This is a genomic window from Citrobacter braakii, from assembly GCF_002075345.1.
GTDB classification, from domain to species: domain Bacteria; phylum Pseudomonadota; class Gammaproteobacteria; order Enterobacterales; family Enterobacteriaceae; genus Citrobacter; species Citrobacter braakii.
In genome coordinates this window covers 16554-39668 of the sequence record NZ_NAEW01000004.1, presented here as the reverse complement: position 1 = coordinate 39668, position 23115 = coordinate 16554, and the positions used below count along the sequence as shown (strand labels likewise).

The 23115-nt window shown below is 49.2% G+C and carries 32 protein-coding genes and 1 pseudogene; 17 read left to right on the top strand and 16 right to left on the bottom strand.

All coding sequences use genetic code 11. The features are described 5' to 3' along the window. Window positions 1-13: 13 nt before the first annotated feature. The 16 genes and pseudogenes from BZK42_RS10075 to BZK42_RS09995 form a co-directional block, all read right to left on the bottom strand. Window positions 14-1171, bottom strand: coding sequence for an efflux RND transporter periplasmic adaptor subunit (locus tag BZK42_RS10075; protein WP_080859108.1), 1158 nt, complete (start codon window positions 1169-1171; stop codon window positions 14-16). Between the two features lie 278 nt (window positions 1172-1449). Beyond that, window positions 1450-2016 carry a Slp family lipoprotein gene (locus BZK42_RS10070; protein ID WP_080859107.1) on the bottom strand — a complete coding sequence of 189 codons (567 nt, stop codon included), beginning with the start codon at window positions 2014-2016 and terminating at the stop codon, window positions 1450-1452. A 314-nt stretch (window positions 2017-2330) separates the two neighbouring features. Then, window positions 2331-2687 carry a hypothetical protein gene (locus BZK42_RS10065; RefSeq protein ID WP_080859106.1) on the bottom strand — a complete coding sequence of 119 codons (357 nt, stop codon included), beginning with the start codon at window positions 2685-2687 and terminating at the stop codon, window positions 2331-2333. A gap of 301 nt (window positions 2688-2988) precedes the next feature. After that, window positions 2989-3176 (bottom strand): annotated as a pseudogene (locus BZK42_RS10060) (transposase); the annotation flags it as partial. Window positions 3177-3536: 360 nt separating this feature from the next. Continuing rightward, on the bottom strand, window positions 3537-4709 hold the full coding sequence (locus BZK42_RS10055; protein WP_080859105.1) for an Arm DNA-binding domain-containing protein: 1173 nt from the start codon (window positions 4707-4709) through the stop codon (window positions 3537-3539). Beyond that, complete coding sequence (locus BZK42_RS29260) at window positions 4664-4873, bottom strand: hypothetical protein (protein ID WP_000050710.1); 210 nt, start codon at window positions 4871-4873, stop codon at window positions 4664-4666. Before BZK42_RS29260 ends, BZK42_RS10055 begins: the two co-directional genes overlap by 46 nt. Further along, the gene (locus BZK42_RS10045) at window positions 4863-5171 is read right to left on the bottom strand and encodes a hypothetical protein (protein WP_080859233.1); all 309 of its coding nucleotides are present in this window, start codon (window positions 5169-5171) and stop codon (window positions 4863-4865) included. Before BZK42_RS10045 ends, BZK42_RS29260 begins: the two co-directional genes overlap by 11 nt. Next, on the bottom strand, window positions 5168-5590 hold the full coding sequence (locus BZK42_RS10040) for a hypothetical protein (protein WP_143329694.1): 423 nt from the start codon (window positions 5588-5590) through the stop codon (window positions 5168-5170). The genes BZK42_RS10045 and BZK42_RS10040 overlap by 4 nt, the downstream gene beginning before the upstream one ends. A 103-nt stretch (window positions 5591-5693) precedes the next feature. Then, window positions 5694-5918, bottom strand: coding sequence for a hypothetical protein (locus BZK42_RS10035; protein ID WP_080859103.1), 225 nt, complete (start codon window positions 5916-5918; stop codon window positions 5694-5696). Then, window positions 5915-6136 carry a ParE family toxin-like protein gene (locus BZK42_RS29660; protein WP_080859102.1) on the bottom strand — a complete coding sequence of 74 codons (222 nt, stop codon included), beginning with the start codon at window positions 6134-6136 and terminating at the stop codon, window positions 5915-5917. The genes BZK42_RS10035 and BZK42_RS29660 overlap by 4 nt, the downstream gene beginning before the upstream one ends. Then, on the bottom strand, window positions 6108-6320 hold the full coding sequence (locus BZK42_RS10025; RefSeq protein WP_080859101.1) for a hypothetical protein: 213 nt from the start codon (window positions 6318-6320) through the stop codon (window positions 6108-6110). Before BZK42_RS10025 ends, BZK42_RS29660 begins: the two co-directional genes overlap by 29 nt. Then, complete coding sequence (locus tag BZK42_RS10020) at window positions 6313-6675, bottom strand: hypothetical protein (protein WP_080859100.1); 363 nt, start codon at window positions 6673-6675, stop codon at window positions 6313-6315. Before BZK42_RS10020 ends, BZK42_RS10025 begins: the two co-directional genes overlap by 8 nt. Before the next feature lie 291 nt (window positions 6676-6966). After that, window positions 6967-7353, bottom strand: coding sequence for a S24 family peptidase (locus BZK42_RS10010; protein WP_080859098.1), 387 nt, complete (start codon window positions 7351-7353; stop codon window positions 6967-6969). Window positions 7354-7413: 60 nt separating this feature from the next. Then, entirely contained in the window at window positions 7414-7632 is a 219-nt protein-coding gene (locus tag BZK42_RS10005; RefSeq protein WP_048214553.1) for a hypothetical protein, read from the bottom strand. Next, a complete protein-coding gene (locus tag BZK42_RS10000) occupies window positions 7629-7844 on the bottom strand; it encodes a hypothetical protein (RefSeq protein WP_080859097.1) in 216 nt (71 codons plus the stop codon). The genes BZK42_RS10005 and BZK42_RS10000 overlap by 4 nt, the downstream gene beginning before the upstream one ends. A 170-nt stretch (window positions 7845-8014) precedes the next feature. Further along, entirely contained in the window at window positions 8015-8683 is a 669-nt protein-coding gene (locus tag BZK42_RS09995) for a LexA family protein (protein ID WP_048214552.1), read from the bottom strand. A 98-nt stretch (window positions 8684-8781) separates the two neighbouring features. Here BZK42_RS09995 and BZK42_RS09990 point away from each other — a divergent pair, with 98 nt between their 5' ends. From BZK42_RS09990 to BZK42_RS09910, 17 genes are all read left to right on the top strand, one after another. Then, on the top strand, window positions 8782-9006 hold the full coding sequence (locus BZK42_RS09990; protein ID WP_080859096.1) for a helix-turn-helix transcriptional regulator: 225 nt from the start codon (window positions 8782-8784) through the stop codon (window positions 9004-9006). Further along, on the top strand, window positions 8978-9280 hold the full coding sequence (locus BZK42_RS09985) for a hypothetical protein (protein ID WP_080859095.1): 303 nt from the start codon (window positions 8978-8980) through the stop codon (window positions 9278-9280). The genes BZK42_RS09990 and BZK42_RS09985 overlap by 29 nt, the downstream gene beginning before the upstream one ends. A 427-nt stretch (window positions 9281-9707) precedes the next feature. Next, window positions 9708-11324, top strand: coding sequence for a DEAD/DEAH box helicase (locus BZK42_RS09980; RefSeq protein ID WP_080859094.1), 1617 nt, complete (start codon window positions 9708-9710; stop codon window positions 11322-11324). Beyond that, complete coding sequence (locus BZK42_RS09975; RefSeq protein ID WP_080859093.1) at window positions 11321-12289, top strand: toprim domain-containing protein; 969 nt, start codon at window positions 11321-11323, stop codon at window positions 12287-12289. Before BZK42_RS09980 ends, BZK42_RS09975 begins: the two co-directional genes overlap by 4 nt. Then, window positions 12289-13149, top strand: coding sequence for a helix-turn-helix domain containing protein (locus tag BZK42_RS09970; protein ID WP_080859092.1), 861 nt, complete (start codon window positions 12289-12291; stop codon window positions 13147-13149). Before BZK42_RS09975 ends, BZK42_RS09970 begins: the two co-directional genes overlap by 1 nt. Continuing rightward, a complete protein-coding gene (locus BZK42_RS09965) occupies window positions 13146-13949 on the top strand; it encodes an antitermination protein (RefSeq protein WP_080859091.1) in 804 nt (267 codons plus the stop codon). Before BZK42_RS09970 ends, BZK42_RS09965 begins: the two co-directional genes overlap by 4 nt. A 200-nt stretch (window positions 13950-14149) precedes the next feature. Then, window positions 14150-14662 carry a hypothetical protein gene (locus BZK42_RS09960; protein WP_080859090.1) on the top strand — a complete coding sequence of 171 codons (513 nt, stop codon included), beginning with the start codon at window positions 14150-14152 and terminating at the stop codon, window positions 14660-14662. A 234-nt stretch (window positions 14663-14896) separates the two neighbouring features. Then, a complete protein-coding gene (locus tag BZK42_RS09955) occupies window positions 14897-15445 on the top strand; it encodes a hypothetical protein (protein ID WP_080859089.1) in 549 nt (182 codons plus the stop codon). Between the two features lie 84 nt (window positions 15446-15529). Beyond that, window positions 15530-15853, top strand: coding sequence for a phage holin, lambda family (locus tag BZK42_RS09950; protein ID WP_080859088.1), 324 nt, complete (start codon window positions 15530-15532; stop codon window positions 15851-15853). Further along, window positions 15837-16286 carry a lysozyme gene (locus BZK42_RS09945; protein ID WP_080859087.1) on the top strand — a complete coding sequence of 150 codons (450 nt, stop codon included), beginning with the start codon at window positions 15837-15839 and terminating at the stop codon, window positions 16284-16286. The genes BZK42_RS09950 and BZK42_RS09945 overlap by 17 nt, the downstream gene beginning before the upstream one ends. After that, entirely contained in the window at window positions 16286-16822 is a 537-nt protein-coding gene (locus BZK42_RS09940) for a hypothetical protein (protein ID WP_143329699.1), read from the top strand. Before BZK42_RS09945 ends, BZK42_RS09940 begins: the two co-directional genes overlap by 1 nt. 123 nt (window positions 16823-16945) lie before the next feature. After that, window positions 16946-17128, top strand: coding sequence for a hypothetical protein (locus BZK42_RS09935; RefSeq protein WP_080859086.1), 183 nt, complete (start codon window positions 16946-16948; stop codon window positions 17126-17128). Window positions 17129-17227: 99 nt separating this feature from the next. Further along, on the top strand, window positions 17228-18232 hold the full coding sequence (locus BZK42_RS09930; RefSeq protein WP_080859085.1) for a tyrosine-type recombinase/integrase: 1005 nt from the start codon (window positions 17228-17230) through the stop codon (window positions 18230-18232). Between the two features lie 246 nt (window positions 18233-18478). After that, window positions 18479-19081: a hypothetical protein gene (locus tag BZK42_RS09925; protein WP_080859084.1), complete on the top strand. Its 603-nt coding sequence runs from the start codon at window positions 18479-18481 to the stop codon at window positions 19079-19081. Between the two features lie 198 nt (window positions 19082-19279). Further along, window positions 19280-20896, top strand: coding sequence for a terminase large subunit (locus tag BZK42_RS09920; protein ID WP_080859083.1), 1617 nt, complete (start codon window positions 19280-19282; stop codon window positions 20894-20896). A 1-nt stretch (window position 20897) separates the two neighbouring features. After that, window positions 20898-22367, top strand: a complete 1470-nt coding sequence (locus BZK42_RS09915; protein ID WP_080859082.1) for a DUF1073 domain-containing protein — start codon at window positions 20898-20900, stop codon at window positions 22365-22367. A 70-nt stretch (window positions 22368-22437) separates the two neighbouring features. Beyond that, on the top strand, window positions 22438-22971 hold the full coding sequence (locus BZK42_RS09910; protein ID WP_080859081.1) for a phage head morphogenesis protein: 534 nt from the start codon (window positions 22438-22440) through the stop codon (window positions 22969-22971). The last annotated feature ends 144 nt before the right edge of the window (window positions 22972-23115 follow it).

Below are 23115 nucleotides of genomic sequence, written 5' to 3'. Positions count from 1 at the left end.
AATACCTGAAATATTACTGTTCAGTTCCCGCGTCAGGAGTGGTCAGTTTTGAAGGGAGGACCCGGGCTTTGATTCCCGGACGAATTCTTTGTAATCCGGACACAATGACCCGATCGCCGGGGCGTAATCCTGCGGTCACCAGCCATTGATTGCCAACAGCCTTCACGGCGTTTATTTCGCGCAGTTGCACCACGTTTTGCTGGTCAAGGATCAGTGCGGTGGCTTTTCCTTGTTCGTTATGCGTAATCCCTTGTTGGGGGACCATCAAAACGTTCTGCTGGCTGCCTTCGTCCAGCAACGCCGTGACATACATGCCGGGTAAAATTTCACCTTCAGGATTGGGGAACACGGCGCGCAAAGTCACCGATCCGGTGGTCTCATCGACGGCGGGATCGGAAAACTCAAGCGTACCGGTATGGCGATAGGGTTTGCCGTTTTCCAGCATCAGCTCAACAGGAATTTTGCCTTGTTGCTGGGCAATTTTGCCGTTGGCTTTCTCTTCTTTCAGGCGTAAGAAATCTTGTACTGACTGTGTTAAATCAACATAAATCGGATCCAGCCGCTGAACGGTGACCAGCGCGTTTTCCTGATTTGCGGTGACCAGGGCACCCACGGTTACGGAGGATTTACCGCTGATGCCATCAATCGGTGAGGTGACATTAGCGTAACGAAGGTTGATGGTGGCCTGCTCAAGATCCGCTTTGGCGACGGCGACATTGGCTTCTGCTTCATTAAGCTGTGAGCGTGTCGTGTCGTAGTCCTGGCGGCTGACGTAATTGGATTTTATTAACGCTGACTGCCGATTTAATGTCAGACGCACATTATTGGCCGTCGCCAGTGCCTTTGCCAGCGCGCCTTTGGCTGAATCCAGTCGTGCCTGCAGCGGGGCAGGATCTATTTGATACAGTGACTCTCCTTTGCTGACTTTATCACCTTCAATAAAGTTGCGTTTTATGATGATCCCACCAACCTGAGGGCGGATTTCGGCGATCTCGAATGAAACCGCGCGACCTGGAAGTTCACTTTTAATATTCACTGAAGAGGGCGCTAAGGTAACAACGCCGACCTCGGGCTCCATCGCGGCGGTTTTTACTGCAGGTTTATTATCGCAGGCGGTGATGATGACGCTACTAAAAAATAATGGTATCAACAGTAAGCATTTTCTGTTCATAGTAATCCCTGAATAAATCGTAAACACCAATGTTCTTTTATTACAGGCAGGGTGGGAGAGTTATCGGTAAATAACAAAAGATGCTCAGGCATGAGATGGCTAAAGCCCATTTTTTCGCTCAAGTGTTAGCGGGTAAAATTATATGTAACAGGAAGAATGCGTGCTAAGCGAAGGATCTCATAAAGCAGGATGGCGAAATAAGGTCAACGCGGGGTGATGTGGTGGGCGTTTGTCAGTACCCAACTCCGGAATATATTCGCGCCATCTTACTACAGAGATTATTTCACTAGCTCCGGAGTTACCTGAGTTACTGTATTAGCGTAATAGGGGGCTCCCCACATGGGTTCAGGCCAGAACGCGCCATAGCCGTAATCCCACATATTATAGGTGGTGTTGACTGACTCCGTTAAATGCCAAACCTGAATACCTTGTAAATCAACTTTAACAAAGTTGTACGGGATTTTGTTGATGAATCCTGGTTCATCTCCTTGAATTGTCCCCAAAATAGTAACGAAATGGTTTCTGTAGTTTACCGGATCGAGAAAACCTTTCTGCTGGGCAAGAATACGCCCCTGATAGCTCGCGTCTATTTGCGGTTTAGCATAGTTGTTCAGTGGCAGAACGGCGATTTCCAGTAATGTATCCGTTTTGGTGTTAATCACATTGATGACTTTACCCCCAAAGCGGGCCTGCTGACCGGTATATAATCCCGGTTGGTTATGCACGGAGATAAAGTTTTTTTGTATATCTGGTTGATTATTACCTTTGATATTCTCAGGAATTGAAGCACATGACGCCAGGGTGAAAGCAAGGGCAACAATTATCAACCCTTTTGTTTTTTTCATTTTACTTTCCTGCTAAAAAAAAGACAGGCCTATAGTAACCCTTTGCTCATTATTGTCAGCAAACGTGCCGTTGATTATCTAAAATTAATATTATTGTAGCTTATGGTAATAACAGGCTGTATTTTATCTGGTCGCTGGATAGGGCGAAAGTGTGTGGCGACAGGGAAAGCGATTTACTGTCGCCACACGTGGAGTCAGGTCCAATGCGTTACCGTGCCCTGGTTTAGCCAGGCGGGTAGGCAATCCTGGATTACGGCTCATTACTTATAAAAAAAACCGCGAAAGCGGCTTTTTTTTATTGAATGGCTGGAAGATTACTCGCTGACTTTTTTCTCAACGGAGGCAGCACCTTCTTTGGTCTTATTCCAGCCTTTCTCGGTACCTTCTTTTGTTGCATTCCAACCTTTTTCAGTACCTTCTTTGGTTGTATTCCAGGCTTTTTGTGAGCTTTCACTCACTTTACTGCTCAGGTCATCTTGTTTACCTTCAGCAGCATGTTTTGCTTTTAACTGTTGCTCTTCGCCCTGATTCTGCGCCTGATGCAGTTTTTCTTTTGCGGTATTAGCATTTTCGTGTGCGGCAGCTACATCATTATCAGTTGCGTGTGTCGTCGCGGCAATAACGGGAGAAGCCAGCAGAATTGCAGATAATGCGATAATTGTCTTTTTCATAATATCCTCGCTTAGCGTTATAAGTTATTAGCGTGATTAAGCATGGCACACGAACGAAGCGCTGGCTTTAGGAAAAAACTGTAAGTGCTGATGACGGTATTTATCCATTTTGTGCAGCTGTGAGCGATCAATATGGTAATTTTGTGGTGGGTCAAAAAGCCGCATTCAGTGTTAGGTTAAATAATAATTAATTGTCGTTATTAAGCATGGATATATTAAGTATATGTAAGTCTCCCTGCAAAACGAACCATCAACTTTTAGAGAGTCTCTTGCACTCCAACTTCCGCTTCTGGCTGTGAGTTCAACCGATGGACGCAACACACTTATTGAACCGCTCTGCGGGTGATTCAAGTCTAGCGTTTTTCTCAGCCTCTCGTTGAGTTGTCTGGCAACACTGTTAAGTCTTTGCTGGCTCTGAACCGATAAGTCAGTTCCTTTTGGAAAATATTGTCTGAGCAATCTGTTCGTATTTTCATTTGAGCCACGTTGTCGGGTTTCCATAGTTTTAGGCACCTCAAAAACAATAATGCTTTATTAGGTGCCTAACAAGGTGCCTAAAAGGATCGGATTTAATTAGTTGGCATCAGACTTCGCGGGACAAATTGAGGGCACAAAAAAGCCCGCAGGGCTTGCGCCGTGCGGGCTCTTAGGACTTCATCGGATGACTCTGGTAATCACCGATGGAGAATTTTGGTGGGCTGGCGGGAGTTGAACTCGCGTCCGAAAGGCATTTAACTCATTGAAAATAAACAATTCTGTCACTGTAACAGGCATCAAGTGCATTTTACGTGCATATTGAGGTCTGTCTAACGTCCTGATTCTGTCCAACATTTTGAAATATTTCCCCCGCTACAGCGCGGCTGAAATCGCGGTTTTACCGTCATATTCAGCCAGGTATTTACCGTAGTTGCGGAATATCATTTCCGGCCCTTTGTGGCCCATCTGTCCGGCAAGCCAGAAGAGGTTAACGCCCTGGCTAATATGCTTGGTGGCGAATGTGTGCCGCGTCTGGTACGGGTTACGATAGCGCACGCCAGCTTTTTTAAGGGTCGGCACCCATGCTTTTTTACGGATAGCGTCGGCGTTCGCCCAGGGTTCTCCCGTTTTCGGATCGCTGAATATGAACTCGCTTTTCATAAAGGTGTATTGCTTCTGCGCCTGCAGGGCCGTCAGCGCCTCACTGTTCAGCTCCACCTTACGGGTACCGGCTTTTGTCTTGGTGCCTTTAAGTACCCCTACGACACTGGCCGCCTGAACGTGGGCTGTGTTCGCGATGGTGTCGAGATCAGGCCAGCGCAGCGCGCACAGTTCGGAGCTCCGCAGACCGGTATTGAAAGCAAAGCGGAACAGGTTTTCCCATTCCGGGTACCTGCAGCTCTGGTAAATGGCGAGGGTCTCCGCTGGCGTGAACGGGTCAACCTCGTAATCGTCGGCGCTCGGGCTGCTGTCGATCACATGGTACCGGCTGGCGCTGACAAGGGTTACCGGGTTAATAGTCAGCAAGCCATCCGTCACCGCTTCATCGATGGCGCTGCGCAGAAACGAGAGGTTATTCCTGGTCGTTTTCAGCTTCGTTTTCCGGCTGGCTATCCAGTTTTTAAGGACAGCTGGTGTCAGTTCTGAGACGTGGAGTTTATGCAGAGCTGACAGCGCCGACAGGCATTTTTCATAACCGTTGATGGTCGACGGAGACAGGTTGCGGTTCTGGCAGATTTTCAGGTACTCGTCCAGGTAAGACTTTATATTTTTGGTCTTCTTCACTACCCCGAACAGTTCCAACTTTTTTGAGTTAGGGAAATATTTAGCATATTCAAAGGTGCCGCTGACGATCTGGTTTTGTATCTCCCCGAGCAGGCGCTCGGCGTACTTCACACCGCGCGCGTTCGCTTCCATTTTGGAGAGGGGCTCCCGGCACAGAACCCCTTTGTATGTGAAAGTGATAACCAGAGTATCGCCAGTTTTATGCTGGCGGATGGTTACTCCTCTTGGGAGAGATAATGATCCTTGTTCTTTCTTGCCCACTTTGAAACCTCCGTTAAGTCAATCCAGCGTTCTTTAACGCCATCGACTTTTAATACATGTACACCCTCCTTCCATAACCCCCTTTGTATCCGTTTGTTAACGGCTTCTACCGTTTCCCCTGCGTCCCTGCAGTATGTAGAAAGGGGTACACAGTCAAGACTCATGGCTGACCTCCTGCCCGAAAGCCTGGGCATTTTCCAGTTCATTAGCTGCATAAATCAGGGCGTTGTGATGTGCTCGAAAACCACCATTGAGTTCGCGAGCAGCTCTGTCGCGCAAGATGTCGATCGCTGCCTGATAGTCATTCTGATAATCGGCTGACTTTTCAGCCGAACTGGCTGGAAGTTCTCCCAGTACCATCAACATGTTTTCTGGGTCGATCGGTATGGTGGTGAGTCCCAGCTCTTTGGCCTCCGATGCTAAACGGGTCCAGCGATTAATAATGTCTTGGTGTTTACTCACGGCAAATCCTCCCATTTGAGGTTTTTACCTGTTCGGCGATGGATTTCATCCCTTTTCAAATGCAGCAGATGTCTACAGTAATCACAGCAATCCATGTTGTTCTTCGGATTTTTAATCGCCTTTGCTCTCCGATATGTGTACGTACCGCAGGCGCAACGAACCACGTAGCGCATACTGTCTCCTTGTTTGATAGCGGCGATCCCAATTACGGTCATTCGCCCGAAAACCCTCCCTCGGAATAAATAAAATTGTTCCCGCTGCGCTCGATCCATTTGACATATTTCAAGAGTAGGGAGTGGTGTTTCGCTATCACCCTGCTCGCGTTTTTTGTTTGGCTGCCAATCAATGCCCTTACCGATAACCCTGGCTGCAACACGATCTGCTGGAACTCTAGCCACATCGAATAAATCTTTTGCCATCCCGAACACCATTAGAAGTTCATTAAAAATTTGTACTCAATCAGCGCGCCGAACACGACGGCCACCAATAACAGGCCAAACAGCATAGACAGGAGGAAAGATTTCATCGTGTCGCCTCCCGAAATACTGTTCTGTAAGCACGCAGCATGTCGCGAGATTTACCGGACAAAACTGATTTCATGAAGAACACGCCACTGCGGGCTGCAATGATGCTGGGCGTACAAAGAAGCGTGGCATCGACCACCCGGTTATGTTTACGGAACTCAAACACCGTACTGGTGATAACGATGTTCGCTACGGCGCCATAGTCCTGGTATTGGATTTTCATTTTCTGTCCTTCCGTTTGCTGTATCGTTCATGGCTCATCACTTCCCAGTTCTGGCCGCCGTCTCGGGACAGCAGCCGCCAGCGGCGATTAACCCGCAGGCTTAGGTTCCCGGAGCCGTGCATACGGCAGGGATGAATCCGCCTGGCTCTGAACTGGCGGAGTACATGGACCGCCTGCAGGTGTACCCACTCAGGAATTCGTATCGCTGTCAGGGTCATTGTCATTGCCTCCTGCTGGTGGGGTTACCGTGTAACCGGCTTGTTCTGCCATCCATAAAAATGTCTCTAGTGATGCTGTAACCTCGCCGTTCTGAACTGGGCGCGCGTGGATAACCTTTCCGTTCTCGATCGTCAGCACGATATTTACTGGTTCGTGCGTGATAATTGGTGTCTGATCACTCATGGCTTGTCTCCGCTGTGACTGATTTTTTCTTGGCAAACTCAACCAGCTCAGAAATGAGCTCGTCGATTAATGCCTTTCCGCTTTCTGTCAGGAATTCACCGCTGCCATTCACATCTACGGCGTTGCTGTAAATTCCTCGGATGGCTTTTACACCTTCAATATTTCCGTACTCACTGAGGATCATTTTTTCGAATCGCCTCAACAGGCCGTCAATTAGTATCTCTGTTAATTCGATAGTGTTAATTCCACCCTTAGGCATATTAAAGATGATGCAGGTGCTTCCTGTTTTTCGCTGATGGCGTAATAACGCAGATTTAAGAATTCTGTGGCGATACGTATTGATTAAGTTATCCACGTCGCTTTTCCTCCGCTTCACACCAGTACAATAAATTCGCCGAAGCATTAAGAGCCATACCTAGCAAAGAATTCTTTTGATTTGTGTTTAACTCGTTATTGCTTATTACTATTTCCAGAATGGTGTTGAGGTTCTCTGCCTCTAAAAGAATTTCATCTATCCCAGCCGTCTTTGGGTTCCACATTTTCTATCTCCCATATGCTTTTTTTAGGTAAAGCCGCGCGATTACCTCGTAACCGCAGGACGCATAAAGGCATGCTGTTCTATATGCCGATTTATCTATAATGAAAGTCATATGAAGTGCCTCACAGCCAAAGAAGCGACGACCCTTCCGTGGATACGCATGTCTTTTTGCTCACCAGCATTAAGCGTGAAAGTTTGGTAATGGAGATTGTCAGAAATAATCTTTAATGCGCCGTTCGGCAATGGCTCTATTCGCTTAATGAACAGGCAACTACGGCCGAAAACATCGCAAGTAAAAACATATATACCGGGTGTAAGAACGCGGCCTCCACAATCAACAAAAGCCACTACCTCACAGGGTTCGATAGTCTGCTGCATTGAATCACCTTCCATCCTGCAGCTCTTAACTCTGTTTCCAAAATCATTAATATTGTCAGAGCCAAATAACATTTGAGGCGCGTTAATTGGCTTGTTAAAAGAAAGTGAAGTTTGCATTTCATTTCCTCAAGGTGAGTTTGGTCACACCATTTAAGGTGTTTTATTAATTGTTGGTGTTTATAGTTGTTTAATTTCGAAGTTATTTATTTGTTCGTTTACTTCTTCTAGTGTTTTTACAACCAAAGTAATTAACGCGTGTTCTCTTATTTCTTCCTCAGAGGTCATTCTTTCAAGAAGTAGCCATAATGAAGATGAACAACAAGTTATATCGTGAGCCCAACTCATGAGCATCGAACTTGTTTCATCTTTATTGAGAACTACAGTATCAGTCATCATTGTTTGTTCTCCGGCCAGTCATGCCCGATTTCGTGATTTATAACTGAAAGATTTTTCTTTAATTGGTTAATGCAAATTTGAATGAGGGCTGCTGGCTTATAGCCAGTATCTGGATCAGATTCGGCATATTCAAGCACGTTTACCACGCGATCAATATCCATAGCTAGCTTGTGGATGGGACCATTTTCAGACACCAATTGTTGAGTGCTCATCTTCTTGCTCCGTTTGCTTGTTGATGATTAAACAATACATAACGTATTAATTATCGTCAATACAAAACGGATTAATCTGATGTATTAATTTTTATCTCTATGTTTGTTAAGGTTTTTTTTGTTTGATTCGTGACGGAGGGAATAAAAAAGCCGCTTTCGCGGCTTGTGCACTATGGCAGGTTGGTTATTTTTGCATCGACCACGACGCCGATAATACGGCAATTACCGTTTATGGGAATGATCGGATATTGAGGGTTCAACGGCTTGAGGAATCGTTGGCCAGCATCGATAACCAGTTTTTTGAAAGTGGCTTCGTTGTCTCCATCAAGCTTTGCTACAACTAATTTCCCGTTGATAGGCTCCACTTGAGGATCGACCAGTATAACCATACCTTCCGGAATGCTTAGGCCGACTGGTGATGTCATTGAATCACCTCGCACGTCCAACCAAAATGAATCCTCTGAACATTCCACAGTTGTATCGTACCAACGGTCTATAGCCCGCTTATGATATGGCTCTACAGCTTCCATCCAATCCCCTGCACTTACCCAGCTAATTACAGGGTAGCTTCCTTTCGACTCGTTAATTCCGATGAATGTCACATTGTGATCGGCTCTGGAGTCACTGACCGTTCCATCAGCATTCACCACGAAACCTGGCATTTTAAGTATGTTAAAAATCTTTGCTATGACCTCCAGGTTGGGTTCGCGTCTACCGTTCAACCAATGACCTAGCCCACCCTGGGTTATTCCTAGAGCTTCAGCTAGTTGTTCTTGAGTCATTCCGACTTCTTTCATCCTGGATTTAGCCAGGTCCTGCCATCTCTGTTTCATGTTCATGATTATTACAATCCGTATTTTTTGAACAAGTTCCATTTTGTATTATTGTTTGAAGTGTGTATAGTACGTTATGTATTATTTAGATAGGAACTATCCGAATGAGCGGAATCAAGAGCCTAAGGCTGAAAGCAAAGGTTACGCAGGGAGAATTGGCCACATTGATTGCCAGTTCTCAGGGGGCAGTTAGCCATTACGAAACTGGTCGTCGAATCCCTGACATTGAGGTGGGTAAACGAATCGTGAGCGCTTTTAAGCAGCTCGGATATGAAACCAGTCTGGATGAGGTTTTTTCCGATGAACATACCGGAGAGCAACTTCGATAACTCAATACTGCCGGAAACCTACTCACAAGCGGATGCCGAGTGGATTAAGCAGCAGTTATTCAGCCTGACACCCACTGCACGACAAAAGGCGCTCCAGCGTTATGCAGCTGTGTATCAGGAGACGTTCGAGGCTGAACCCGTTTCGTACCGCAAGGAGAACCGGGCAAGGCATGAAGCAAACACAAGGCTTCGCCTGTTTGTGAGAAATCAGGGCAGAGCTTTACAGGGGTATACCGCCGAACCTCCCCTGGCTGGAACGCGACAGCGCTCCTGATTGTTTCGGGTTTAAAGGTACCCGAACAGAAGCAGGCTTAAAGGTGCCTGTTCAGGTTGGCAACCAACTGACCCAACTCCTCATGTGTACTAGGGAAGTAGTACGTTTTTATGGGGAAGAGGGAAAGGGGGGTAAGGGGGGATTGGGTGCAGGGGTAGGAATAGGGTCTTTTCCAACAGGAGAGATCCATTGGTTAAGTAGATCCCAGTCTTAAGGGCGCAATTAAAAAAACGCCCGTATCAGCAAGATAGTACAAGGCGTTCAGGCGCTGAGAAACGAAAAGGGTTCTTCCTGGAAGAGTGATTTTTCAGAGGAGCTGAATCAGAAGGGAGGCTGGCAGCCTTTGGGGAGGCCACCAGCCATGTGAGGGGGAATCCATGAAAACCACATCACAAAATTATTATCTCATCAGCACGGGGGCAGCACAATGGAGCTGACGATCACGCCGAATTTTGCACAGGAACGAGCGCTAAACATGTTGCGCCGAGACTGGAAGGAAAACGACACCTTCATGGTGTACTCACCAACTGGTAGCGGTAAAACTGGTCTTGCCGCTTTCATCGTTGCCGGGTTCGTCAGCCGTGGTATGCGCGTTCTGTTTTGTGCACCGTACACCATCCTGATTGGTCAAACGGCCAATCGCTTTGTGGAGTACGGGTTACCGGGGGATGAAATCGGTTATATCTGGGCGGATCACCCGAACTACGATCCAGCCCGTAAAATTCAGATTGCCAGCGCCGACACGCTTATTCGTCGTGTTTTTCCTGAAAATATTGATCTGCTGATTATCGACGAAGCACACCTGCGTAAAAAACGCATCCTGAAGGATATCGAGCGGCTGCGCGGCAAAGGCGTAAAGGTGATTGGCCTGTCGGGTACGCCGTTCTCTCCGTTCCTAGGCAAATACTATGACCGACTGATTAAGCCGACCACCATTGGCGAGTTAATCCAGCGTGGCGATCTGAGTAAATACGAATTTTACGCACCAACAAAGCCGGATCTGAAAGGCGTAAAAACCAAGTCTTCGCTTGAATACGGCAACGATTACAACGAAACGCAGCTGGCTGAAATTATGTGTGGCTCTACGCTGGTGGGCGACATCGTACAGAACTGGCTGGAGAATGGCCGGGATCTGCCTACCATCGCTTTCTGCGTCAACGTAGCCCACGCCAATTTCCTGACAATCCAGTTTAACCAGGCGGGTGTTAACGCTGAGGTCATGACCGCCGACACTCCAGTGGATGAGCGCCAGACCATCATTCACCGCTTTGAAACCGGCGCAACGAAAATCATCGTTAGTGTGGGCGTTCTGGTGGCCGGCTTCGATAGTGACGTTCGCTGCATCATCTACGCCAGACCAACAAAAAGCGAAATTCGCTGGCTGCAGGCGCTCGGGCGTGGCCTGCGCACCGCACCGGGTAAAGAGTCCTGCCTCATATTCGATCACAGCGGTACCGTGCACCGCCTTGGTTATCCGGATTCTATCGAGTATGACGATCTTCCAGGGAAGTCTGACGGCATGGAGGAAAGCGCGCGCCGCGCAGCTGAGGAACGGGCCGAAAAACTCCCCCATGAATGTTCTCAATGCCACTACATGAAACCCGCTGGTGTGTACGTATGCCCGAAATGCGGACATAAGCCGTTGGGCGGTGAGGACGTCGATACTGACACCGGACGCAAACTCAAAAAGCTGGGTAAAGACCAGCATCAGCCCACGAAGGCAGAGAAACAGGCCTGGTGGAGTCAGATCAAATTCTATCAGCGCCAGCGCGTATCGCAGGGGAAAAAGCCCGTTAGTGATGGCTGGTGCGCAAACACTTTTCGCGATCGTTTTGACGAGTGGCCTAACGGGCTGAGCGATTTCCCGATGGAGATCACACCGACTGTTTCGAATTTCATCCGGCACAAATTGATCGCTTATGCGAAAGGTCAGGAGAAGGCCAAACGTATGCAGGCGGCATCTGGTGCACCTGCGCCATCCTCCATTCGGCAAGCACAGAAAGTGATTAGCGATATCAAACAGCAGTTAGGAAAACGAGCATGAAGACGGCAGAAGCAGCAATTGGGCATTGGCCTACCATCTTTGAGCACTTCGGCCTTCCGCCGATCACTGGTAAAAACCACTTTAAAGGCGAATGTCCGGTATGTGGAGCGCGCGGCAAGCTACGTATTGACGACCGCGACGGTCGGGGGACGTGGATTTGTACCTGCGGCAGCGGTGACGGTATGAAGCTTGTCACACTGACACAGGGGAAGCCATTTAATGAGGTTTGCAGGGAAATAGACCACCTGATCGGTAATGATTTTCAGCGTGTAAAAATCCCGGTCAGCAGCAGTGCTACCAGCCTGCGTACAAAGGTTCTGAATAAGTTCGCGAAGCTGCAGCCGTTGCGTGGCACTTCTGGTGCTGCGTATCTCAACGCGCGCGGCATTTTCAGTCTGCCGCTTGAAGCGATCCGCTTCAACGATAAGCAGCGCCATGCAGGGAGGGTGTATCAGTCGCTTTATTCCCTCGCCACCGACGATAAAGGAGAACTGTGCTATCTGCACCAGACATTACTCGATGGCGCAAAAAAGGCAGATATCGGCACCAGTGCAAAGCGACAAAAATCCCTGCAGGAAGATAACTATCTTGATCACGCCCGTTCAGTGGCGATCAGGATGTTCCCGGTGGCCAGCACACTTGGTATCGCCGAAGGCATCGAAACGGCTCTGTCTGCGCACCAGATTTATAACGTAAATACCTGGGCAACCATGACGGCCAACTTCATGAAGAAATTCCGCGTTCCGGCTGGCGTTAAGCACCTCATTATTTTTGCTGACCGTGACGAGAACAGCGCTACCGGGTTGGCTGCGGCCTATGAATGCGCTCATGCCAATCTGCTGGCAAAGAATGACCTACAGCGAGTGAGCGTGTACTGGCCCGATCACGATGATTTCAACAATATGCTCATGAACGGCGATCAGGTTCGTGAGCTGGTTTTCCAAAAGAAAAAGGCGGCTGCGTAATGCGTACAGATAACAACGAACATAAAGCACTATTCACCATCCCGACGGCAGCGCACAGCTCAGCCCTGGCAAACATCAAACCTCTACCTGAGCAACGGAGAATCACCGGGCATAAACAGACTGATGCCTATCTGTGGGTACTGGAGGTTATCCGCCTGAATGAACCGGCACATCTGGACGCAGCAGAAGCCGCGCTGAAGAAAATTAAAATCTCTCCAAAAGAGGCCGAGGAACGGTATTCCCGTTATCTTCTGGCGAATGGCGGCGATCCTTTCCAGGTAGCTTTCGGTACCATCGGCATGGATAACCCGGTGCGTGCTATTCAGAATGCACGGGAAAACATCAAGAAAGCTGCTGATGTGCGCGCTACGTTCGGCAGCTATGAAGCAGCGATGGAGGACGTAGAGGCCGAGCGAGTGATCAGGTCTTCCCCAAAATTTACTGATGATTACCAGTGGGGATGGACAGTAGACGAAAAAAGAGATGGAAGCATTGACGGCAGTCGTATGAATGAAATTGATGATCAGCGTCGCGCATATGTTGATGGCTATCGTGACGTTCTGCCAGAGCCTCATACACTGTCAGATGTTGTTCGTGAGTTTGTTTACTGGGACTGGCTCTACAGCGTTCGCCACACTTCAGGTCAGGAACTCGGTTACGAATTTGGTTATTCCGAGCACCATGAATCTGTGTACGACCGTGAGCGATACCTGGAAAAATTGCTGGCGACCATCAAACCTGTGACACGTGCTGAAGCTGTAGAGGTTTGCAGCTGGTTTCTGGCAAGTGGAAAGGGCGAATACATGGAAGACAACGGCGCTGCGGTCATTCTTAATCTGGTTGGGGAGTGCGAACAATGAAGCTTGAGGCATCGCTAAAACACTTCAGCCCTCAGGGAATGCATATCAGCGACGACGTGAAAGGAACCTCTCCGGATCGTATCACCAGCACTGATGTTATGGCGGCCATTGGTACCACCAGCAGCCGCGCGCGGTTTGGTCTGGCTGCCTTCTTTGGTAAGACTGGGATCAGCAAAAGCGACGAGCAGCTCGCAGTTCAGGCGTTGGCGCGTCATGCGATGGAGTCGGCGCCCAGGAATGTACGTAAAGCAGCTGCAGGCGAGTTTGGCTGGTGTATGCTGGTGCTCGCACAATTCGCCTTTGCCGAATACTCCCGTTCAGCGGAAACCAGCGTGACGTGCCACAGCTGCAGCGGCAGCGGATTAACCTCTCAGTATGAGGATGTGATCAAACATCCTGGAGTCTTCAACTCTGACGGAATGGAAATCGTACCGCCGAAAATCAAGCACGAACTGGTCAAGCGTAGATGCGCGGCATGTAACGGTAAGGGGGAGCTGCTGGCCCGATGCCGTTGCGGCGGCAAAGGTGAGGTGCTCGACCGCAAAGCCACAGGCGAGCGTGGCGCGCCGGTGTTTAAAACCTGCGAGCGCTGCAGCGGAAATGGATTTTCTGGGGTGCCGTCTACTGCAGCCTATAAAACAATACTGAAGCGTGTTCCGGAGCTACACGTCAGAACATGGACTCGCAACTGGAAACCGTTTCTGGAGGTGCTTGTTGATGTCTGCCACAGGGAAGAACAAAAAGCAGATTCAGCGTTTCAGGATGCAACGAGTTTTTGTGATGATGTGAACAAAATTTAGCATATTAGATACTTTAAGCTTGATTTTGTCCGAAGTTGTCGTGTATGCTTCAAATCGTAGGTTATTGCGCCTGCACGAAATCAAACCCGCCTTCGAGCGGGTTTTTTGTTGGTTGCACTGCACATAATAAAGCTGCCAACCTTTTCGTGACGATTTATCGTGGCATACTGTTATCGAGGAAATTTGAAAAGAGAAATAGTATGATTACGTTTAAAGATTTTAAAAATAAAAGGGCAGAGCTAAAAGATAACAGGCATCAGTATAATGAATTAATACGTACATCTATAAATAACTTTATAGAAGTTTATATTAATTCATTGGAATTACCCGCTGAGTCGTTCCAAACAGAGGGCTATACACATCATCCTTATGTATATGTATTAGATGGCAACGGTCATTGGGCCAATTCATTTGATGAGCTCACCATCGATAAAGTCAATGGCGCGACCTTTGAATTGTATACAGTGATTGATGATGAACCTCCGATACCTCGGCCAATGGCTACGCGAATTAACGTGCATGTAATGGATGGTAAATTAGTCTATGTCCTGTTGGCAGACAATCAGAATAATAACGTCTCTGTAACTATTGATAGCTCTGATGATTTAAATGCTTTCAGTGAGATGGTAAAACAGTCAATTGTTTTAAAGATTGAAAATGAGCCTCTTGGCAAAAAAACGAAAGCAGATGAATCAGTAAAACTATGGGACTAACCATAGGGAATGTATTCTAAAAGCTCGCTTAAGCGGGCTTTTTTCGTAACAGGAAAGAGCATTGGGCTTATGGGCGTTTTGCGTCGAGGGCCACCCTTCGGGGGAAAGAGTGACGATAACCCGTCACAGTAGGTTTAGTGCTCTCTCCGTTACGGTTAATTGCAGTCCTCAGAGACAAGCCGAAGATAAGCATCGGCAACCGTAACCAATTACTCCCGAACCAGGTCAACACGAATGAATACATTCATCATTTGTGCATCCGGCCCGTCTCTCAATAAATCAGATTGCGAACTGATCTCAGGATCGGGGTTGCCGGTTATTGCTGTTAACTCCACTTGGCGAGCCGTACCTAATTGTGAATACGTTTACGCGGGTGATCTTCGCTGGTGGGATGCAAATATCGACGTTCTGCCGTCCTCCGTTTCTTGCTGGACCTGCAATTACCGGGCTCATAAACGCTATGGGCTAAATCTGTTTGATACAGATACTAGGTGGGCTTTCAACTCCGGACAGCGCTCTATTCTGTTTGCGGCCAGCCAGGGTGCGAAAAACATCATTCTTTTAGGTTTTGACTGCTCCATTACCGGTGGCAGTCACTGGCATGGTGATCACGTCGGGCTGGATAACCCAACAGCAGAGAGTGTTACGCGATGGCGCGGGGAGTTTGCCAATACCGCCAGGGCACTGACCGGTAAGGTTAATATCATCAACAGTAGCCGCCAGACAGCGCTTAAGTGTTTTCGGCGTATCGACCTCAATGAGGCTTTACGCGATTTGATGTGAACTCCTTACATCGACTATTTCCTCTGAATTAAATTTCCCATTCCATCACACACAGCGCCATCCGAACTATCGGAGGTGAGGCCTATGAAAATGCCATATAAACAAGATTTCATCGCTGCGCTACTTGCCGCCAAGGAGCAGGGTATTGGCGCAATGCTGGCTTTCATCATGGCGTACCTGCGCGGTCGCTATAACGGCGGTGCGGTAACAAAAACGCTAATTGACGCACTGATGTGTGCGATGATTGCCTGGTTCGTTCGCGACCTTCTGGACTTTATCGGACTTAGCAGCAACCTCGCTTACATAGCCAGCGTCTTTATTGGATACATCGGCACCGATTCGATCGGCAATCTGATTAAAAAATTCGCAGCCAAAAAGGTGGGGGTTAACGATGCAAACCAGTCCTGAAGGCATTGCACTGATAAAAAAATTCGAAGGTTGTCGATTGACTGCCTATCCAGACCCAGGGACAGGTGGTGCGCCGTGGACGATTGGCTATGGCTGGACTCATCCGGTAGACGGCAAGCCCGTAAGGCCGGGAATGACGATTGACCAGGCCACTGCTGATCGTCTGCTAAAAATAGGGCTGGTGAGTTATGAAAACGACGTGCTGAAGTTAGTTAGGGTGAAACTGACGCAAGGCCAGTTTGATGCGCTGGTATCGTTCGCTTACAACGTTGGCTCGCGCGCTCTTTCAACTTCAACTCTCCTTAAAAAGCTTAATGCTGGCGATATCAAAGGGGCTGCTGATGAGTTCCTACGATGGAACAAGGCAGGCGGGAAGGTTATGCCGGGGCTCACGAATCGCCGCAAGGCTGAGCGTGATGTGTTCCTGTCATGATGGGCATTCTTGAAAGATACTGGAAGCCGCTGACACTGATGGCGATAGTTATCGTTGTTGCCGTGCTGTGTGTTCTGCTGGCAAATAGCCGATCTGACGTCGCTACGCTGAAGAGTGATAATGACGTTCTGCGCAGCGACAACAACCTGCAGGGAGAGATCATCGCTGCACAGGCTTTCAACTTCAACCGGTTTAACCAGGTAGCCGAAAACGCCAGCCGACTTAACTCACTTATTGATGCCAGATCCGATAAAACTGTTATCGAATACCGGGAGATCCTCCACCGTGAAAAAACCTGCGATCTGCCTGTTCCTGCTGATGTCGCTGGTGGGCTGTTCAGCTACGCGAACGATTTACGTGCCAGCGCAATGCACACCGATTCCGGGAACGCTGACGCAGCCGGTGATGGCACCATTACCACCAGCTCGCTGACGTATTGCCAGGCTGTTCTCTGGATCAAGCCGCTGCTGGCCGCTATCGAAAAAGCGAATAACCAGCTGGCGGGCATCCGTCAAATCGAGCAGGACCGACAATAACACTATCCCCCGATACGGATAAATGAATACGTATCCCTTTATGGGGTTATTGATAGAAAAGTACAGTGAAGTATTTCTATCTTCATTCGTTTATCATGAAGCCTCACTCAGCAAGGAGGTTTCATGTCCGACCAACAATTTGATATCACTAAAGTAAAAGAAGTCAATCAGATCGAGGATAGCGCGAAAGTCAACAGGCTGCTCGCTCAGGGATGGGTTCTGCTGAAAGTATCAGAATCCCAATGGCGTGATGATGAGGGAGCTATTCGTAGCACCATTATTTACACTGTTGGCAACACTGATTAATAAATTCAAAAGGTCGCTTTCGCGGCCTTTTTTACGTGCATTGCAAAAGGCATTCACTGAGTGGCTTTTGTAATGTTTTTTGAGTGAGGATTGTTCAGTATGGCTTCGATAAAAGAATCCACTGATGCCAATGGACAATCAAAATATTACGTCCACTGGAAGGATGAAAAATCCGGTCATGGGCGCCGCCGCATTTTTAAGAATATTGATGATGCCGCACATCTTTTCTGGCAAAAACAGAATATCGAGCTGGATTGTCGAACTGCCAGCTGGACCGGAATAGACCATTCTTGGACTTTCCGAAAGTTAATTCTGTTTTATCTGGGGTATCAGGCCGGCAAGCTGGAAAAAAATATCATACGGCTGTCGTCATATACGAAATGCCGTCACGATCTTCTCGCAGTAGACGGGCCGATACTGGAAAAAAATATTCTTCATATCAGCCATCGGGATATCGTTGATTCGGTTCGCCCTGGCTGCCATCGCTGGATTCGTTCGGCTTTCTTCCTGCTGGTGGAAAAGCGGCTCATCACTTTTAACCCTGTTGACCGTCCCGCGCGCCGAAAGCGTCGACCCATCACCATACCGCCATCATCATCGGTCAGAGAGCTACTGAATAACGCACCAGTTCGTGAGCGCATCGCGTGCTGGCTCGGGATTTGTGGCCTTCGTATCGGTGAGGCTCTGGCGGTTACTTATAACGACGTGTCAGCCGAATGGATCGACATCCGGGGGCATGTAGTTGACGGTGTGATACATGAGGGGCTGAAAAGAGGTGTGGAGCGCCGGGTACGGATGCCGCGTGAGCTTTTCACGTTGCTGGATAAAAGTAAGCTTGGTTCCTCTGAGCCTCTTATCTGTAATCAGTTTACCGGCGCATGCCTCGCTACCAGCTATGGCACTCAGGGGGTTCTCGTCAGAACCCTGAACGACTATGGCATTAAGCGATTCCATCATCTTCGTCACTTTGCTGTATCTCGCCTGGCAAATAAAGGCGTCGATATTCTGAAGGTTTCTCGCCTCATTGGGCATTCGAACATCAAAACTACGATGGACGTTTACGGCCACCTGTTCGGGGAAGTGGTGGAGATGGATTTAGACTGAGTTATCCACATAGTGGAAATATTAGGGCGATCCACTATCTCCCCATTCTGCGCGGCCTCCGGGCATTAAATCGCAGTTTTGGCGAAAAATAGATAACTCCGCATTTTTTCGACATTTTAATTCCGCACTCAAACCCAGCAGGCTTGCAGCCCCGGAGTGGATTTTTTCTCAGAATTATTCCGCACGCAAAATGCGGAAAAATGATTTTGAACAAAATATAAACAGCACCCGATTTCAGGTAAGCGTATGGCCCGAAAAAATAGCTTTAAGAAGGCCTACGTCGGTATCGTTCTTGACATGGCCTTAGCCCGTAACAAGATCTCAAACCGCATGGTTGCCCAGCGGCTGGAAATTGACGAGGCGACTATCCGCAATTGGCGTAAGGAACATGCCGACTTTAACCGCGCCTTTACCGAGGCTCGCGAAGTTCTGATGGAAAGGATTAACAATGTTGCAGGTAAAAACCTGGACGTTCGTAAGCGGAAGACTGTCACTAAATCCCCCGATGGCCTGAAAACAACGGTCGAGGATGTCTTGCCAACACACAATGATGTTGCGGTGTTTGCCAAAGCCCTTGGCCTCGGTCGTAGCGTTTATGGGGAAGAAGACCGTCAGCGTGATGTTCTTCGTGAAGTGATGAAACACAAGGTCGACGGTAAATACTCCGCGCTGCAGGCGGCGCAGCTACTTGAGGCTGAGGGGATTAAGGTTCCGCCCACTCTGCTTATGGAGCTGGGAGCACCGAAAATTTTCGAATCGTTCACCAATATGGACGAGGCAGCCAAAGCCGAAGCGGCGAACCTGACCCCGCAGGAAGCGGCAGATATCTACAAAAAATACATGGGCTGAAAAATGCAAAAACAGGCGTTTCGAACTAAAAAAACGCTATGCACTTTTTGACCCGTTTTATGCACGTTTTATTCATCCTGATTTGACCACTTTTCTGTTCAAAACAGAGGCTTCACGCCGTTTGCGTGATGGGTGCTGTTGCGCCAGTGCGGGTAACGACCATTATGTTAAATCGGGGCGTTTTTGAGGAATTTTTCTGTGCCGATCCCGTTCCCCTTTGACTTCCGCAAACCGGACTATACCGCCGTGTTTGAGTGGAGAATGGAGAGGCTGGAGCGGATCAGGAAAGCGCCTGAAATGCTTCCGGCGCTCCGTGAGTTTTACCGTACTAACCCGGCCCAGTTCATCATCGACTGGGGCATGACGACGGACCCGCGTAACCTCGATTATGGTCTGCCTGCCACCATCCCGTTTTTGCTGTTCCCCCGCCAGGAGGAATGGATTCATTGGATCATGGACAGGCGCGCCAATCTTGAGCATGGACTGACAGAAAAAAGCCGCGAAATGGGGCTTAGCTGGACCTCTATCGGTCTGGCCTGTTCGCTTTGCCTGTTCAATAAAGAAATGGTGATCGGGTTCGGTTCCCGTAAAGAGGAATATGTCGACAGTACCGGCGACCCGAAAGCACTGTTCTGGAAAGCACGTAAGTTTGTCGAGCTGCTGCCGGTAGAATTTCGCGGTTCATGGAATGACAAAAAACATGCTCCTTACATGCGCGTTGAGTTTCCGGAAACGGGCGCGGTCATTAAGGGAGAGGCAGGCGATAACATTGGCCGTGGTGACCGTACCACGCTTTATTTCGTGGATGAGTCGGCATTCCTGAAACGGCCATTAATCATCGATGCTGCGCTTTCTCAGACAACCCGCTGCCGTATTGACCTCTCATCCGTCAAGGGCATGAATAACCCGTTTGCCCGTAAGCGCCACAGCGGGAATATCCCGGTGTTTACGTTCCACTGGCGCAGCGACCCGCGTAAAGATGATGAGTGGTACCGCAACGAATGTCTGAAAATTGATGATCCGATTATCGTTGCTCAGGAGCTGGACCTGAACTACAGCGCATCTACAGAGGGGATTCTCATTCCTTCTGAATGGGTGCAGGCTGCCGTCGACGCACATATCAAACTGGGTATTCAACCCAGCGGCCAGCGCCTCGGCGCCATGGATATTGCAGACGAAGGGAAAGACAAAAACGGTTTTTCTTGCCGCTATGGCTTCCTTCTGCAGAACGTTCACGAATGGTCTGGCATTGGCAGCGACATCTACGCCTCTGTCGTTAAATCGTTTGGGTACTGTGACGATTACGGTCTGGATGAGTTCCGTTTCGATGAGGACGGTCTGGGGGCCGGTGCGCGTGGCGATGCTCGCGTGATAAACGAGCTCAGGCAGGCTGAAGGCCGGGGAACAATCACAGCTACGCCTTTCCGTGGTAGCGGTAGTGTATTCGATCCGGAAGACGAAGCCGTACCTGGTGATAACGGTAAACCAGCGCGCCTGAATAAAGACTTCTTCGCGAACGCGAAAGCACAGAGCTGGTGGCATCTCCGCAAGCTGTTTCGTAACACCTTCCGTGCGCTGAACGGGATGGACTACAACCCCGATGAAATCATTTCGATAAGCAGCGAGATAGAAAATATTGACCGCCTGCTGATGGAGCTTTCACAGCCTACGTGGTCGAAAAACGCCGTTGGTAAAATCCTCGTGGATAAACAGCCGGAAGGCACTAAATCACCGAACCTCGCAGACGCCGTAATGATTAACTACGCGCCGATGGATTCCTCTCTTGATAACTGGGCCAAACTGGCCGGAGCGTGACATGTCCCGTAAGAAACGCCAGAACGGCGCACAAAAGCCCGTTGCGACAGCTGACGGGTACAACAATTTCACGGCCAAACTTGGCAGCGACACCAGAAACATACAGACGGGCGGAATGTATATGCCCGGGTACATCAGCCGTAACAGGGTGATGCTGGAGTTTGCGTATCGTTCATCGTTCCTCGTTGGTGCCGGTGTGGACGCGATGGCCGATGATATGACCCGCAAGGGGATTAACATCAGCTCAAAGCTGAAACCCGGACAAAAGGGTAAGCTCGAAACCTTCTGGGATGAGCTCGCTATATGGGATGGTCTTAACGATAACCTCAAATGGTCACGATTGTACGGTGGCGCGGTGCTGGTGGTCCTGCTTGAAGGGCAGGATATGTCCACCCCGTTGAAACTGGATCGCATCAAAGAGGGGCAGTTTAAGGGCGTGATGAGCCTTGACCGCTGGATGGTTAACCCGAGTTATTACGATCTCGTTACCGACTACGGTCCCGATTTTGGGAAACCGAAATATTACAAGGTAATCACGAACCAGCAGGGGATTCCCCCCTGGAAGATCCACCATAGCCGCGTTATCCGCATGGAGGGCGATACGCTTCCTTTCCAGCAGGCCCAGACGGAAAACGGCTGGGGGATGTCTGTTGTGGAGCGTATTTTCGAGCGTATCGAGGCATTTGATACCGCGACGGTCGGCACCACACAGTTGATCCACAAAGCCCATCTGCGGACATACAGCATTGCTGAACTTCGTAAAATTCTTGCAGCTGGCGGCGACCTCGAAAAAGCGCTGATGAAGCACATGGACATGATCCGACAGTTTCAGACCATCGAAGGTATGACCATCATGGATGCTGCGGACAAGTTCGAAACGCACAGTTACACGTTCGCGGGTATCGCGGATGTCCTTCTGCGCTTTGCTGAGCAGGTTTCCGGCGCGACGGGAATTCCTCTCGTTCGTCTGTTCGGGCAGTCACCTGCAGGTTTTAACACCGGCGACGGCGATCTGGAAAACTACTACAGCCGGGTTAACTCGCTGCAGGAGAGACGCTTACGCCGACATATCCGCTGGCTGCTCGATATCTCCTGGCGCTCCCTGTTCGGTGAACCACTGCCTGACGATTTTACTTTCGAGTTTAACAAGCTCTGGGAGATGTCAGACGTGGACCGTGCAACGATGGCGAACAATGTGGTTACTGCACTTGGTACCGCCGTTCGTGACCTTGGGATGCCACCTGCAGCAGCGCTTAACGACCTCAGGAACATTTCTGATGTGATTGGCATCGGTGGTTCTATCACTGACGAGGACATAGAAGATGCGAAGGCCCAGTGGGAGGAGGATGAACCTGAAACCATCCCTCCGCCGCCGTTCGGAGATCCAGTATCGAAAAAGCCTGTTGGCGATAGCAAACCAGATAGGGCAGATCGTCGATGGTACCTACGATGGTTCACAGGCCAGCGCTGACAGCATTTCGAAAACGCTGGTGGACTATTCCGAGGTAATCAGCGACTGGGCAGAGCAGGTCGGGCGAAGGATGTTTGCCCAGGTCGAGCAGGAGGAATGGAATCAGTGGAAATCGGTATCAGAGGAAATCGGCGCTGGCCTGCGCGATGTGGTGGGTAATACCCCCGTCGGGCAGGTGGCGCAGGATATAGTTTACCGCCAGATTCAGCTGATGAAGTCCCTGCCGCTGGAAGCAGCCGATCGCGTGATGGACATACAACAGCGCGCAATGCAGGCGGTTATCGCTGGTGAACGTCCGGATCAGCTCTACGAGATGATCATGGCCTCCGGTGACGTGGCCGCCAGCAGGGCGCAGCTGATTGCCCGTACAGAGATTGGACGAGCTACCGGCGCACTAACGCAGGCCAGAGCTCTTTCGGTTGGCTCAGAGGGCTACTGGTGGCGAATTGAGGGGGCCGGAACGCGCGATTCTCACCGCAAGATGAAAGATAAATTTGTACGCTGGGATAACCCGCCGACGCTGGACGGTATGACCGGACACGCAGGATGTTTGCCGAACTGCAAATGCTGGCCTGAAGTACAGATTCCTGCACCAAGAAAATGAAAAATACGGCTTTGAGCATTCATTTCATGCGAACTGCAATACCCGCGAAATGTTGTGAAAATGTTGTATTCGGAAAGACCGATTTTCAGCCCAGTTAATCGCTACTTTTACGGCTTTAAGAGGACATTTTAATCGAGTCCATTT